The organism is Roseovarius sp. MBR-79 (assembly GCF_053628555.1).
The window spans coordinates 59967-73854 of sequence record NZ_JBRJGP010000015.1 but is presented as its reverse complement, the minus strand read 5'-3'; the positions used below and the strand labels follow the sequence as shown (position 1 = coordinate 73854).

General features: G+C 60.5%; 18 protein-coding genes. 9 read left to right on the top strand and 9 right to left on the bottom strand.

Annotated elements, in window-relative coordinates; genetic code table 11:
• The 8 genes from ACSSV8_RS15080 to ACSSV8_RS15045 are packed head-to-tail and all read right to left on the bottom strand — an operon-like array spanning window position 1 to window position 6070.
• Window positions 1-810, bottom strand: a complete 810-nt coding sequence (locus ACSSV8_RS15080) for a type IV secretion system protein (protein ID WP_454282993.1) — start codon at window positions 808-810, stop codon at window positions 1-3.
• A complete protein-coding gene (locus tag ACSSV8_RS15075) occupies window positions 810-1964 on the bottom strand; it encodes a lytic transglycosylase domain-containing protein (protein ID WP_454282992.1) in 1155 nt (384 codons plus the stop codon). The genes ACSSV8_RS15080 and ACSSV8_RS15075 overlap by 1 nt, the downstream gene beginning before the upstream one ends.
• Window positions 1954-2121 (bottom strand): hypothetical protein, encoded by a 168-nt coding sequence (locus ACSSV8_RS15070; protein ID WP_276155393.1) that lies wholly within the window; start codon window positions 2119-2121, stop codon window positions 1954-1956. The genes ACSSV8_RS15075 and ACSSV8_RS15070 overlap by 11 nt, the downstream gene beginning before the upstream one ends.
• Window positions 2118-4493: a VirB4 family type IV secretion/conjugal transfer ATPase gene (locus ACSSV8_RS15065; RefSeq protein ID WP_454282991.1), complete on the bottom strand. Its 2376-nt coding sequence runs from the start codon at window positions 4491-4493 to the stop codon at window positions 2118-2120. The genes ACSSV8_RS15070 and ACSSV8_RS15065 overlap by 4 nt, the downstream gene beginning before the upstream one ends.
• Window positions 4483-4761, bottom strand: a complete 279-nt coding sequence (locus ACSSV8_RS15060) for a type IV secretion system protein VirB3 (protein WP_454282990.1) — start codon at window positions 4759-4761, stop codon at window positions 4483-4485. Before ACSSV8_RS15060 ends, ACSSV8_RS15065 begins: the two co-directional genes overlap by 11 nt.
• Window positions 4754-5047, bottom strand: a complete 294-nt coding sequence (locus ACSSV8_RS15055) for a TrbC/VirB2 family protein (protein ID WP_008282963.1) — start codon at window positions 5045-5047, stop codon at window positions 4754-4756. Before ACSSV8_RS15055 ends, ACSSV8_RS15060 begins: the two co-directional genes overlap by 8 nt.
• Window positions 5044-5658 carry a lytic transglycosylase domain-containing protein gene (locus ACSSV8_RS15050; protein ID WP_454282989.1) on the bottom strand — a complete coding sequence of 205 codons (615 nt, stop codon included), beginning with the start codon at window positions 5656-5658 and terminating at the stop codon, window positions 5044-5046. The genes ACSSV8_RS15055 and ACSSV8_RS15050 overlap by 4 nt, the downstream gene beginning before the upstream one ends.
• Window positions 5659-5701: 43 nt before the next feature.
• A complete protein-coding gene (locus tag ACSSV8_RS15045; protein WP_048535474.1) occupies window positions 5702-6070 on the bottom strand; it encodes a hypothetical protein in 369 nt (122 codons plus the stop codon).
• 210 nt (window positions 6071-6280) lie between these two features.
• Between ACSSV8_RS15045 and ACSSV8_RS15040 the strand changes: the two genes are divergently transcribed.
• The 3 genes from ACSSV8_RS15040 to ACSSV8_RS15030 all read left to right on the top strand — a co-directional run bounded on the left by ACSSV8_RS15040 (window position 6281) and on the right by ACSSV8_RS15030 (window position 7305).
• Window positions 6281-6532: a hypothetical protein gene (locus tag ACSSV8_RS15040; RefSeq protein ID WP_454282988.1), complete on the top strand. Its 252-nt coding sequence runs from the start codon at window positions 6281-6283 to the stop codon at window positions 6530-6532.
• Window positions 6533-6656: 124 nt separating this feature from the next.
• On the top strand, window positions 6657-6914 hold the full coding sequence (locus tag ACSSV8_RS15035) for a helix-turn-helix domain-containing protein (RefSeq protein ID WP_268956432.1): 258 nt from the start codon (window positions 6657-6659) through the stop codon (window positions 6912-6914).
• A gap of 166 nt (window positions 6915-7080) precedes the next feature.
• On the top strand, window positions 7081-7305 hold the full coding sequence (locus ACSSV8_RS15030; protein ID WP_454282987.1) for a hypothetical protein: 225 nt from the start codon (window positions 7081-7083) through the stop codon (window positions 7303-7305).
• Between the two features lie 103 nt (window positions 7306-7408).
• Here the strand turns inward: ACSSV8_RS15030 and ACSSV8_RS15025 are convergent, their stop codons facing one another.
• Window positions 7409-8164, bottom strand: a complete 756-nt coding sequence (locus tag ACSSV8_RS15025) for a hypothetical protein (RefSeq protein ID WP_454282986.1) — start codon at window positions 8162-8164, stop codon at window positions 7409-7411.
• A gap of 202 nt (window positions 8165-8366) precedes the next feature.
• On the opposite strand from ACSSV8_RS15025, the gene ACSSV8_RS15020 reads away from it, so the two are divergent.
• Genes ACSSV8_RS15020 through ACSSV8_RS14995 form a run of 6 tightly spaced genes read left to right on the top strand, consistent with a single transcriptional unit; the run spans window position 8367 to window position 13816 of the window.
• The gene (locus ACSSV8_RS15020; protein ID WP_054540688.1) at window positions 8367-8615 is read left to right on the top strand and encodes a FitA-like ribbon-helix-helix domain-containing protein; all 249 of its coding nucleotides are present in this window, start codon (window positions 8367-8369) and stop codon (window positions 8613-8615) included.
• Window positions 8616-8618: 3 nt separating this feature from the next.
• Window positions 8619-9041 (top strand): PIN domain-containing protein, encoded by a 423-nt coding sequence (locus ACSSV8_RS15015; RefSeq protein ID WP_454282985.1) that lies wholly within the window; start codon window positions 8619-8621, stop codon window positions 9039-9041.
• Window positions 9038-11788 (top strand): DNA methyltransferase, encoded by a 2751-nt coding sequence (locus tag ACSSV8_RS15010; protein ID WP_454282984.1) that lies wholly within the window; start codon window positions 9038-9040, stop codon window positions 11786-11788. The genes ACSSV8_RS15015 and ACSSV8_RS15010 overlap by 4 nt, the downstream gene beginning before the upstream one ends.
• The gene (locus ACSSV8_RS15005; RefSeq protein WP_454282983.1) at window positions 11785-12201 is read left to right on the top strand and encodes a hypothetical protein; all 417 of its coding nucleotides are present in this window, start codon (window positions 11785-11787) and stop codon (window positions 12199-12201) included. Before ACSSV8_RS15010 ends, ACSSV8_RS15005 begins: the two co-directional genes overlap by 4 nt.
• Window positions 12198-12347 (top strand): hypothetical protein, encoded by a 150-nt coding sequence (locus ACSSV8_RS15000; RefSeq protein WP_454282982.1) that lies wholly within the window; start codon window positions 12198-12200, stop codon window positions 12345-12347. The genes ACSSV8_RS15005 and ACSSV8_RS15000 overlap by 4 nt, the downstream gene beginning before the upstream one ends.
• The gene (locus tag ACSSV8_RS14995; protein ID WP_454282981.1) at window positions 12344-13816 is read left to right on the top strand and encodes an ATP-binding protein; all 1473 of its coding nucleotides are present in this window, start codon (window positions 12344-12346) and stop codon (window positions 13814-13816) included. Before ACSSV8_RS15000 ends, ACSSV8_RS14995 begins: the two co-directional genes overlap by 4 nt.
• Window positions 13817-13888 lie beyond the last annotated feature (72 nt).

The window sequence follows — 13888 nt, the reverse complement described above, 5'->3', positions numbered from 1 at the left end:
TCACTCGGCCCGCAGGTCCGGCAAGGTGAAATCCATGAAGCGCTGCTCTTCGGCGATGGTGGCGGCGTCGATCACGCCGCCGGTGCCATCGCCCACGGTTTGAATCGCTTCCAGCTGCCACATCGCCACGAGGGCGATGGCCAATTCAGCTGTCACGCGCGTGTTGAGATCGACGCTTTGCTTGAGCTCTTCCATGTCGTCGATGAGCCCGACAAGGCGATCGACCCGCTCGAGCGATTGGCCGGCATCTTCATAGCTGTTCTGGGCGGCGGCTGAGACGAGCGCGCCGGTTGTTGCCTGCGTCGCCACGCGGTTGGCCCCGGGATTGCCGCTGGTGGCCATTTCCGAGAGGGTGTCTTCATCGAAGCCGAGATCGGCCAGCACCCGGTCCATCTGGGTTTCGATTTCGCCTGCGCCAGAACCGGATAGGCCCGAGAAATCCCCAGTCTTGATCGCCTCAATTGTGGCGAGGATGTCCCCGAACTCTTGGTCGAGCAGACCGTTCAACTCGTCTTCCATTTCCGTCCGGATGATTTCGGGAAGCTCGGCAAGTCGGGTGAGCGCTTCATAGGTTCTTTGCAGCTCCGCGAGTTGATCCGTGAGTGTGGCCAGCTGTTCGCGGAGCTGCGTCAGCTGCTCGTTCTGCAAAATCTCGTCCTCGATCATCTGCCGGAGCTGCTGGATGTTCTGCGCGATATTCTGGGTATCGACGACCGGTACACCTTGTGCTGCGGCAGGGGGTAGGACGCTGAACTGCAAGCCAACGCCAAATGTCGTGGCCAAAGCTGTCCTCAAGAGCAGATGTCCCATCATTCAATCTCCCTGATCGTAAAATCCATGAACGCGCCTTCGGCCATGCGGGCGCTGGCCTGCGCCAGCTCCTCGGCGGAGAGCACTCGGGTGCGGGCGGCCTGAAGCCGGATGCGGGCAGCCACGAGACGCACGAGTTCGGCGCGGGCATAGGTGTTGAGCCCGACGCTCTCCTGCACGTCCTCGGTTTCGGAAATCCGTTCGACGATATCGCGGATGCGCAGGGCGGCTTGGCGGATCGCGGCTGGTGAGTTGCTGCCATAAAAGGCCGCCCCATGACCCGTGAGCGAGAGGTTGGCATTGGCGAGAAGCGCCGGATCGATCGTGCCAAGCGCATCGATCCCGCCGATTCGGCTCAGATAGAGATTGTAGCGTTCAGGGATGACCGACACGTAGTGCTGGGTCTCGCGGAAGGGTGGCACGCCGCCATACTCGAAAACCCGGCCGGGTCCGGCGTTATAGGCCGCGAGGGCGTTGATGATGTTGCCATCGAATGTGTTGAGCTGGGTCGCGAGATAGCGCGCGCCGCCATGCACCTGAAGGTAAGGGCTGTCGTAATATTCCGGGTTGATGCCGAGATCACTGGCGGTGCCCGGCATGATCTGGGTGAGGCCATAGGCGCCGACGGGAGACCTTGCCCCAATCGTAAACCGGCTTTCCTGCCAAATGAGGGCCTGTAGAAGCGCTCGCCACTGGACGGGCGAGAGGCCTGCGCGGCCAACACCCGCAAAGCCGCTAGTCTCCTGGGCGACGCGGATGATGAGCTGCTCGATGGTCTCAGACGCGTCGCCGAACATCTGCGCACCGCCGGGATTGGGGTCGATGTCGGCATTGCCATAGACCGCCTCGACTGACCGGGCCGGATCCCCGCTGCCGCTTTCCAGCCCCAAGACCATAGCCGGCAAGCCCTGACCGCCGAAGCTGGTCTGGGCATCGAGGATGCGTTGCAGGGTTTCCAGCTGCTCCCGTTCGATCTCGGCAATGAGTTCGCGCACGGCAAGCTTGTCCGCCTGAACGGTCAAGTCAGCCTCGCGATCGCCGGTCTCGACGATGTCACGCGCGGTCAGCCCACTGTCATTGGTCGGCACGCCTTGCGCGACGCCGAGACCGGGCAGCAGGCAAAGTGCCAGGATATGAGGCAGGCTAGACTTCAATGTCGCCCTCCGGGGTGCCAAGGGGCGTGAAGTGGCAATCAGGCGCGACGGGTGCCGTTGACGCGAGGAATGTGAAGCAGTTCGCCTGCGGCTCCCGGTACTGGGTGCAGGAGGCCAAAGCGCCGAGCGCGGTGATAAGAAACAGGGTACGGATCATGAAAGCCTCCAGAAGTCCGGGCGGTCGCGGTAATCGGCGCCGACAAGCGCTTCGCCCTTTTCCATGCCGCCAAGGATGGTGAGATTGGGCCCGAGAGCACTGAGATCGGCATCGACCACGATCGAGCCCTGATCGTCGCGGATCAGTGCGAGGCGGCTGTTGCTGCCGGTGTTGAGAAGGACGTCGAGCTCCTTCTCCGTCAGATTCAGCATGGCGTAATCCGCAGGCTGCGCGCGGATATTGGGCAGCAGGATCTGCGTCGGAACGGCTTCGACGATGGTCTTGCCGGTCCGGGTGCGCTCTAGCTGGCTTGCGTATTGCGTCATCATCACGGCAACCGTGTTCTGCTTGCGCGCGGTCACCAGCCAGTTCGACAGCCTCTCGGCGAAATACGCATTGTCCAGCGCCTTCCAGGCTTCATCAATAACAATGATGGTGGGGCGGCGATCCTCGATCTCGCGTTCGACCCGGCGGAAAAGATAGGACAGGACCGCCATCCGTTCCTTGTCGGCCTCGCTGTCGAGAATGCCGGTCAGATCGAAGCCCACAACATCGCCCTTGAGCGAGAAGGTGTCCTCGAGGCTCTGCCCGAAGATCCAGCCGTAGCGGCCGTCTTCGGTCCACTCGAGCAGGCGCTGGTGCAGATCGCCGCCGTCATCCGTAGACACAAAAAGCGATGCGAAATCCCGCCAGTTCCGCAGGGCCGGATTGGTGGCCTGGGCATTCTGGCGCACGACCTCTTGGATGCGGTTGGTCTGCGCCGGGGTCAGGGGCTTGTCGGCGCGGTAGAGCAGGGTTGTGAGCCAATCCGAGAGCCAGGCGGTGCCGCGCGCATCGGTCTCTGTCCAGAGCGGGTTGAGACCCGTGGGCTGGCCGGCGTTCAGGGAGGCGTAGCGCCCGCCATTGGCGCGCACCGCCATCTCCATGCCAAGACGGTAATCGAAGACGAAGATCCGCGCCCCTGCGCGACGGGCCTGGGTCATCAGAAAGGCTGACAGCACCGATTTGCCGGACCCGGGCCGCCCCATGATCAGGGTATGGCCGCTGGTCGGTTCTTTGTCGGGCGATCCCTGCTCGTGATAGGAAAACCGGTAGGCGCTCTGCTCCGGCGTGGGCAAATAGGTGACGACCCGGCCCCAGGGGGTAAGTGCTGCAGGTTTGCCGAGCTGTGTCCGGTGGAAGGCCGCAAAATCCGCGAAGTTGCGGTTGGTGACGGCGCTGGCGCGGACGCGCTTTGGCTGGTTGCCGGGGTGCTGGCTGAGGTAATGCGCCTTGGCCGCGACCCGCTCGCCAATCATCTTCACGCCTTCGGTTGCGGCGGCGTTCACGATCTCGGCGCTGAGGGTTTGCAGTTCTTCGAGCGTGTCGCAAAAGAGCGTCACGACCATGTGATGCTCGCCAAAGCTTTGGCGCTTGGCCTCGAGATCATCGGCGGCGATGTCGAGGGCTTCCAGGAGCGAGAGGGCTGCGTCCTGGCTGGCCTGCATCTGGCGCTTTTGCCGCTTGATGCGGCCCGCCATGAGGTTCGAATTGATCGGCGTGAAGGAGTGCGTCACGATCATGTCGACCGGCAGGTTCAGCATGTCGAACATGGTGCAGGAGGTGCCTTCGGAATATTCTCCGATGGTGAAGCTCTTGCCGTAGCGATGGCCCACGACGCCCTCGGAAAGCTCGAAATGGTCGCCGTGAAACGTCACGCGGGTATTGGCGACGTTGAAGGACAGAAAGCCGTAGGTGTTGGCCGGGTAGAGCGGCAGCTCGGTGCCCGTGTTGAGCGCGCCTAAAAATCCCACCAACTCTCCCGATCCGGCTGACAGCAGGCGCGGCTTGAGCTCGGTCAGCCCCGAGAGGAAGACGTTCACAGCCTCACCGAGGCGCTGCAGGCGTTTGCGGGTCTCCTCCTTCAGTCGGTCCGGTGCGCTGCAGCTGAGGAACGGCAGGAGGCTTTTCGGAGGCGGGCGGTGAATGACGGTGAGCGTCAGTGTTTTGTCGCGGAGCCCGCTGGTCTCGAGTTTCGCGCGCCAGCGCCGGTCCACCTCGCCTGCGAAGCTGTCCTCGCGGATGGGGTCGAGATCCGGTTTGATGGCCTTGGAGAACTTGTGGACGTAATAGCTGAATTCCGGCCCAAGTTGCGCGACGATGCGGGCAAAAAGCGCCGTCACCTTGTCGAGATAGGCATCGTCCGTCGTGTAGCTGTTGATCCCCTCGAGCCGGATGCAGCGGAAGAGCTCATTGACCCGGGTGCGCACGGTCTGGCCATCGACGAGGCTCACATAGGGCAGCATATGCGCAAGGCGGGTCTCGCGCGCATACCATTCCGGCGTCATCGTGCGGGGATCGAGCGCAGCATCAGGGGCTTCATCACGGGGCATAGCTGTCCCCGCCATGGATGGACCTGTTGCGCGTGGGCGGTGTCTCCTGCAGCGACGTCATCATCACATCGATGAAGCGCGGGTCCCAATCGGCGGCCTTCCAAAGCACCGGATAGAGCAGGGCGGCGACACCCAGCACCACGATGTGCTGGACCCAGACGAACAAGAGCACCGATCCGAAGAGCCAGACCATCGCGTACATAATGGGCAGGCCCAGAAGCTTGGGCGGGCGCACGAGCCCAAGAAAGAGGGGCGAGCGTTCAGCCACCGGCAAAGACCGCAGCAACGATCGTGGGGGCGGCCGCGACACCAGCGATGCCCACGAGGACCCAGAGCGCCTGGCGGAGGTCGATAATGTTGAAGAACCAGCTCAAGAAAACGCCGAGGACCGCGAGTGTGGCGATGACCACACCAAGAGGGCCGGTCAGCGCATCGACAATGCCCTGCAGCAGGCTCTGGATCGGGGAGAGATCGATGCTTTGGGCGAGGGCGGGCTCGGCAATGAACAGGAATAGCGCCAGCGAGGCGACAAAGAGGTTTGAAATCTGTTTCATGAATTTGATCCTTCCAATCGGGCCACGACGGCCATGACGCGGGCCACGTGGTTCTGGGTTTCTCGGTAAGGGGGAATGCCACCGTGTTGGCGCACGGCGTCCGGCCCCGCGTTGTAGGCCGCCAGCGCCAGATGCGGATCGCCGAACGTCTCCAGCATCATCGCGAGGTAGCGGGCGGAGCCGTCGAGGTTCTGCAGCGGATCACGCGGGTCGACGCCCAGATCACGCGCCGTCGCTGGCATCAATTGACCAAGGCCAATGGCACCTGCACTTGAAATCGCATCCTGCCGGTAGGCGCTCTCAACCTCGATATTGGCCCGATAGAGAGCCAGCCAATCCGTCACGGAAAGCCCCGCGCGACGCAGGCCGGGATGGCCGGCATAGCGCAAGGCCGTGGTCTGAATCCCGGAGAGGACATCGGCGCGGGGCAGGGGAGTCGGGCGGGCAAGGGCCGCGACTTGGACGCCCTCTTGCTCGGCCTCTACCTCGCCGAAGATCGCGATCCCATCGGAGGCCGAACTCTGACCAATCCCGTCATTGTAGTTTCGAGCAAAGCTGCTTTGGGAGCGGGACGGGGTCAGAGAGCCGTCGCTCTCCATGACCAGGACCATTTGCGCTGAGGCAGGTGCTGCGACCAGCCAGAGACAGACGAGGTTAGCTGCCAGCGCCCTTGACTGATGGGGCTTTGTCTGACGGCGCGAGTTTGTGGGTCCGGCTTGTCCCCGCCTCAAGCGGCAGGTCGACATGCGCAAAGCCAAGGCCAATGAAGAAAGACACCACGCCGGAGATCGTCTTGAACTCGCGGATCTTGATATCGTTGTAAGTCGTCCGCGTGCGGGCGGTGACGAGGAGCTTTTCCACGCCATCATCAGAGACAACGCGCATGATCCAGACCCCGTAATAGCTGGGGCCTTTCTTATGTGCTGACTCCTGGCACAGGATTTCTGCGCTATAGCCGCTTTCCACGAGCTCGCGGAACCTGGCTTCCGTAACCACATTTGGTGCTTCGATGTCCCAGTTCATGGCCCGGCTCACGCTTTCTCCAATGGCGCGACCCCAGGCATTCTTACTTGAAGCCCAGAGTTACGATAGTATACTATCAACCGCAAGATATAATATCGTGCTTTAGCTGTAGTTTGGTTACGCAAACACTAGTCACGGCCAGTGTCCGCGATCAAGGAGATAACAGGTTTGAGAAACCCAAGGTTGATAGGCCTGCTCCCATTGCAAGCTATGGTCCTTCTGATCTGCGTTCCCGGACCAGTTTTGGCGGAATCCTGCTTCGCCCCGGCCCGTCCTTTCCTGCCAAGCGATTCGCAGGTGGCGCGGGACTATGCAGACATCATCCGTGGCGATTTCGAAAATTACATCCAAGATATCCAAAGCTACTTCCGTTGCCTCGACAGTGAACGCGCCCGCGCCTTCGACGAAGCGCGCGAAGTCAGCGAGGACTATGGCCGATTTCTACAATTGGTAGGGGATTGATGGGCAACCTCGGGAGCATCAGACTTGCAGCCCATGGAAACCAGACGCCGATAACACTCTCAATTATCCACTTTTTAGATAACAGATTTCATCCGCTAGCGACGTCACAAAAGGTATGTGACGCGTGGCAAAGACAATCAGAAGCACAGGACAGGTGGCACTCTGCCAGGCATTGGTCGACGCCCGCATCAAGGCGGGACTCGGTCAGGAGGACTTGGCGATCAAGCTCAAGTGCCATCAATCCCTCGTGGCGCGCATTGAAAGCGGCCAGCGCCGGGTCGACGTCGTCGAACTGGTCGTCCTCGCCCGCGCCATCGGCTTTGACCCCTCCGAGGTTCTGGCGATCGTTGAAGCCGCCACGGAGCCCGACCACCGGATTTGAGCCATTTCATCTTTCGAGAACACGGGAGCTGACTTCTCCCGGTGTGAATTCGTTACCGCGAGGACGAACAGTAACCGATTTTAACGAGGCACGGCATACGGTTGCAGCAAACGCTTTGGATCTGAGCTGCTATCCGCAACGCCAAATTGCAGGAAGTCAGTAAACAGTGAACGAAAATGAGGTCGAAGGCGTCGCGATCGCCAATTTGATTGCAGCCGATGAAGAAACCATCGTCGGCTGGGTATATCGCTGGAACACAGGTGCTCTGGCAATCCGGTGGGACATGCATGGCCCACAGCGCGTCTCAAAGATCTACCCGGATCTCTGCGATGCAGATAAAGCTGAAATTGACTTCGCGTCTCTCATGCAGCTGCCCTGTCGCAACGACTGACATGGTAGAATATGGCCTTTATGGCCCTCGATTGTGTGAGTGTGCCTGCGTTGCAGGTTTGATTTCGTACAAGGCTCTGCGCGACGTCGCTGCGGCTCAACAGTCAGTAATTGACCTGCTCAAAGCCGTAATTCCCGCTATAGTCACGCCACTCAACGAAGACGGATCTGTGATAAATGCTCGGGCAGTGCTCGCCCCATCGCTCGAGACCGGCATGCGCATCAGGAAGCGCTGCGGGTGACGAAGCCCTCCAAGAAAAATCGCCCTGGATCCCGTAGGTGCCGAGGACAACGACGGCACTGCGGTTGCAGTCGCCATCTCGCCCGGATTCGTGCTGGCGAGCATAACGAACGTCAAAGACGCGGATCGAACGCACGAAGTTGAATTCCGGCCCGCTGATATCGATGTCGGCGCGGTCTTGTACGAGCTGGAGGGCGTAATCAGCCCGCACGAGGTTCCCCCAGACCGCGTCGGAGCCTTTCAGCCCGAGCATTCCGCCTGCCTCGGCTGCCTGATCGAAGAGCGGGGCTGAAGAGTTTGGTTGGGTTCCTGAACCACCATATAGGGCATCGAAGATCCGGTCCGTGGGGCGCGACCTGGCAGGCCCATAGTAAGACGCACCCATCGGGCAGCGCCAAATCTGCAGCGGCGGCTCCACCGGCCAAGGTGTGATGCGCCGGATGAACTCGGCCCGTGCGCGTGCGCATGGCGTCGAGGCCGGCCACCCACCGGACAAACACAGCAGGATGGCGCAATCGATCTGATAGGTTTGGGCGCGGGCTTGCGTCGGAACTGTTGGCCCGGTCAAGGCGAGAGCTAATAAGGCCGCCAGAGCGAGGTTTTTGAATTCGAAACGCATGGCGAGGACCCTTGACGATCTTCACCATCATACATACGAAAATATACTATTGCAACATTGGTGATGCGTATTGCGGTTGCGGTGGTCAGCAAGATCGCGAACTGACAACGTCGCCCAGAAAACCATAGGAAAAGCCATGCGTTCCAGCGATTAGCCTTGATCGCATTGATTGCGATGATTACACTCCTCTCAGGAGGATATCATGGCAAGCATTACCATCCGGAACCTTGACGATGACGTGAAGCGCCGCCTTCGCATCCGCGCGGCCGAACATGGCCGTTCAATGGAAGAGGAGGCGCGCGAGATCTTGCGCCATGTTGTCGGCGAAGCGAAGCCATCCCACGATCTTGCCGCGGCCATCCGCGCACGGGTCGCGCCTCTGGGTGGCGTTGATCTCGACCTTCCGCAGCGTGAAGCCATGCGTGAACCGCCCGCGTTCGACCAGGCCTGACGCATGATCATCCTCGACACGAATGTCCTCTCTGAGCTGTTGCGCCCGGCTCCCGAGCCGAGGGTCGAGCAATGGCTGTCGGCGCAGGACGGGCTCAACGTCTACCTGACCTCGATATCGGAAGCGGAACTGCGCTACGGCCTCGCGATCATGGAGAACGGCAAGCGCCGCGCCGCGCTGATTGACGCCGTGGACCGTATCCTGCGCGAAGACCTCGCCGGTCGTATCCTGCCCTTCGACAGCGACGCCGCGCAGTCCTATGCCACCATCGCTGCCGCACGACGGTCCGCCGGGCGGCCGATCGCCCAGGCCGATTGCCAGATCGCTTCCATTGCCCACACCCGTGGTGCCACCGTCGCCACGCGCAATGCGCCTGACTTCGAGGGCTGCGAGATCGACCTGATCAACCCCTGGACAGCCGCATGAACGCCGTTGAAATCGAACAAGCCGTTTCCGAACTTGCCGATCAGCCCTTCGACGCGGCCGAGTTCCCCTATGCCTTCCTCATGGCCTTCGGCAACAAGGACACGACCATCAAGCGGCTGCGTACCGGCGCGTCGAACAAGTCCGACATCGGTGGCATCCTGCAGACCAACAACATCCACCTTACGACCTGCGCCCCGGGCGACATCGCGGCGACCCTGACCGCCCTTCGCGACAGCCCCGCCACCACCCGCGCCAAGGCGAAGTTCATCCTCGCCACCGATGGCATCGACCTCGAGGCCGAGGACATCACCACCGGAGAAACCATCGCCTGCCGCTACACCGATTTCCCCGACCATTTCGGCTTCTTCCTGCCGCTCGCCGGCATCTCCACCGTCAAGCAGATCCGCGAAAGTGCCTTTGACATCCGCGCGACCAGCCGCCTCAACCGGCTCTATGTCGAGCTGATCAAGGACAACCCCGACTGGGGCAGCGCCGAGAAACGCCACGACATGAACCATTTCATGGCGCGGCTGATCTTCTGCTTCTTCGCCGAAGACACTGACATTTTCGTCAGCGACAACCTGTTCACCGCCACCATCGACCAGATGGCGAACCGCGATGGATCGAACACGCACGAAGTCATCGGCGAAATCTTCCGCGCGATGAACACGCCCATCGCCAAGCGTGCCGAGGCCAAGCTGCCCCGTTGGGCCGACACCTTTCCCTATGTGAACGGCGGGCTCTTCTCGGGCAGCACCGATGTGCCACGCTTTTCCAAGATCGCGCAGCGGTATCTGTCCCATATCGGCAGCCTCGACTGGACCCAGATCAACCCCGACATCTTCGGCTCGATGATTCAGGCCGTCGCGGATGAGGAGGAGCGCTCGGTCCTCGGCATGCACTACACATCCGTGCCGAACATCCTGAAGGTGCTGAACCCGCTCTTGCTCGATGACCTGCGCGCAGAGCTGGAGGCGGCGGGCGACAACGCGCGCAAGCTGGCCAATCTGCGCGCGCGCATGGCCAAGATCCGCGTCTTCGATCCCGCCTGCGGGTCGGGCAACTTCCTTGTCATCGCCTACAAGGAAATGCGCGCACTGGAGTATGAGATCAACAAGCGCCGGGGTGAGCCGCTGCGGCGCACTGACATTCCCCTGACCAACTATCGCGGGATCGAGCTGCGGGATTTCTCGGCCGAGATCGCGCGGCTGGCGCTGATCATCGCGGAATACCAATGCGACGTGACCTATCGCGGCCAGAAAGAAGCGCTGGCGGAATTCCTGCCACTGGACGCGCAGAACTGGATCACCTGCGGCAACGCCCTGCGGCTGGACTGGCTGTCGGTCTGCCCGCCCACGGGGACGGGGGTGAAGTTTCAGGCCGATGACCTGTTCATGTCGCCGCTCGATCAGGCTCAGATCGACTTCGCGAACGAGGGGGGCGAGACCTATATCTGCGGGAACCCGCCCTATCTTGGGTCAACGTGGCAAAGCACCGAACAGAAAGAGGATTTGCAGCGCATATTCGACGGGCGCACGAAAAGCTGGAAGTCGCTCGACTATGTCGCGGGCTGGTTCATGAAGGCCGCCGATTACGGGCTGCACACGCCCACCGTTTCGGCATTCGTGTCCACCAACTCGATTTGTCAGGGGCAGCAGGTGCCGATCCTCTGGCCGCTGATTTTCAAGACAGGGCACGAGATCGCCTTTGCTCATACCAGTTTCAAATGGGCGAACCTTGCCAGCCATAATGCGGGTGTTACGGTTGCGATTGTGGCAATCTCCAACCATGCAGCGCCGATGCGCAAGCTGTTCACGCTGGCAGATGATGGCGGGTCCGTTGTGAAGGAAGCGGAAAACATCAACGCCTATTTGGTGGCAGCGCCAACAGTTATCGTGGACGGTAAATCACGCTCGCCAAGTGATCGTGGCTACATGGTTTGGGGAAATAAGCCGACCGATGACGGCAATTTGGTTCTCTCATCAGACGAGCGACAAGAGTTGGTTTTGACCTATCCAAACGCTGAGCAGTTCATTCGCCGATACTACGGCGCGGCAGAGTTTATCAGAGGTCTCGAACGTTACTGCATCTGGATTGAAGACGACAAGCGGACCACAGCCGAGGAAATACGACCAATACGCGAGCGAATTCAGAAAGTTCGTGAGTTTCGCTCAAACAGTAAGGCTGCAGAAACTCGACCCGCGGCAGCATTTCCCCATCGGTTTCGTCAGATACAGTCCGTTGCGGAACGTGTCACATACATCGTTCCACAGGTCAGTTCAGAGAGCCGAGAGTATCTACCAATCGGCCTACTCCCTGAGCGATCAATCGTATCGAACCTTGCCTTTGCCCTCTACGACGCCCCGCTCTGGAACATGGCCCTGATCGCCTCGCGCCTGCATTTGGTCTGGATCGCCACGGTCTGCGGGAAGCTGGAAACTCGCTATCGCTACTCCAACACCCTCGGCTGGAATACCTTCCCCGTCCCCAAACTGACCGAAAAGAACCGCGCCGATCTGACAGCGGCGGCGGAAGGCATCCTTCTGGCCCGCGAGGCGCATTTCCCCGCCACCATCGCCGACCTCTACGACCCCGAAAAAATGCCCGCCAACCTCCGCGCCGCGCATGACCACAACGACGAGGTGCTGGAACGCATCTACATCGGCCGCCGCTTCCGCAACGACACCGAACGGCTGGAAAAACTGTTCGAGATGTACACGAAGATGACGACGAAGGTGAGCGCATGAAGCTTCAGCGCGCCGCCTATGCCGATCTCAACTCACGGCAGAAAGAGAACTACAACTTCCAGAAGGTCGCCGGGCGACTGGCCGATTACGGCTTCAACAGTATCCGCCTGACCGACGACTGGCAGGGCGCGGATTTCATCGCCGTGCATATCGACGGCGAAACCTTTCTGAAGGTTCAACTCAAGGGGCGGCTTGTCATCGATCGGAAATACACCGGCAAGGGCATTCACATCGCCTTTCTTCATGGCGACGATCTCTATCTCTACGATCACGATGCCCTGGTCGGTTTCATGGAAGCGAACGACAAGATCGGCGCGGACAGCGTCACCTGGCATCAGAAGGGCTTTCGCAGTTGGCCAAGCCCGCCGGCTTGGGCCATCAGCTATTTGAACGAGTACAGGATTTCGCAATGACCAAAGGTGTCCCCTCCGTCTCCGTCAAATACGCCGCCAATGGCAGCTCGACCAAGTCGCACGAGCTTGGCATGCGCGCAATGCAGGAACGCGCCTATGAAAAGCGCCGATCGGGCGAGATGGGTCAGAAAGTGAAAACATCATGACCCTTGACCCTGTCATGAGTGCGGAACGCACCCGCAGGCTGGTGGACGATCTGCGCGCCAAGCCAGCGGAAACCACCTGGATCGAGTTCAAGGAAAACAACGCCGACGGACCGTTGATCGGCAAGCTGATCTCGGCCTTGTCCAATGCCGCACGGCTGGCCGATCAGCACTTCGCCTATGTGGTTTGGGGGGTGAGAGACGGTGATCATGCGGCTGTCGGCACGGTTTTTGAGCCGACAGTGAAGAAGGAGAAGGGGCAGCCGCTCGAATTGTGGATTGCGAACCACCTGTCGCCAAGCATCGAGTTTCGTTTCGAAGAAGTCGATCACGATGGGGGGCGCCTGATCCTGCTGACCATCCCCGCCGCCGCAACCGCCCCGGTAGAATTTGACCGCACAGCCTATTTGCGCATCGGCAGCGCCACGCCGCGCCTGTCCGACCATCCGGAACGCCTGCGTTCCCTCTGGAGCAAGTTGCAGCCCTACGCTTGGGAGACAGGCGTCGCGGCGCAGTTCCTGTCCGGCGACGACGTTCTTGCGCGGCTGAATTACGCCAACTACTTCGATCTTACGGGCCAGCCCTTGCCGGATAACAGGCAGGGGATCTTCGACAAGCTATTGGCAGATCGTCTGATCCAGAAAGATGTAAGCGACCGCTGGAACATTACCAATCTGGGCGCAATCCTGTATGCCAAGAAACTTTCCGATTTCGGCCCCTCTGTAGAGCGCAAAGGGGTTCGTTTCGTGGCCTATGCTGGCACCGGACGTGCAGATGACGTGAGCCACCGTCAGGACGGCCAGCGCGGCTATGCAGCGGGATTTCAGGGGCTGGTGGATTACATCGACGGTCTTCTGCCCCGCAACGAACTGATCGGAAAAGCATTCCGCGAGGAGCGACCGCTTTACCCGTCGATCGCGATCCGCGAATTGATCGCCAACGCATTGATCCACCAAGATATGACAATCACCGGTGCAGGACCACTCATCGAATTGTTCAGTGATCGAATGGAGATCACGAACCCGGGCGCCCCCTTGGTTAGCCCTGACCGGTTTTTGGACTCGCCGCCGCGTTCCCGAAATGAAGCCCTTGCGTCGTTGATGCGGCGGATGAAACTTTGCGAAGAACAAGGCACCGGCATCGACAAGGTGATCTCGGCAGTTGAGCTACACCAGTTGCCCCCACCGGATTTCCGCATGGAGGGAGACGCCGTGCGCGTGGTTCTGTTTGCACCACGCCGATTTGCGGACATGACACCGGAAGAAGCCGTGCGAGCGTGTTACCAACATGCCGCGCTCAAATACGTAGGCGGTCAAAAGATGACGAACGCGACACTTCGGGAGCGGCTTGGCATCGACGACCAGAACGCTGCGCAGGCATCGCGGGTTATTCGCGCAACGCTGGATGCTGATCTGATCCGTCCTGCGGATGCTGAACGCCCTCGGGCCGGATATGTCCCCTCATGGGCGTGACAGGGACAACATTTGATCGGGTTTTGATTGTGCGTATGTGGGCTAGAGGGCGTAAATTGGAAAAGACATATA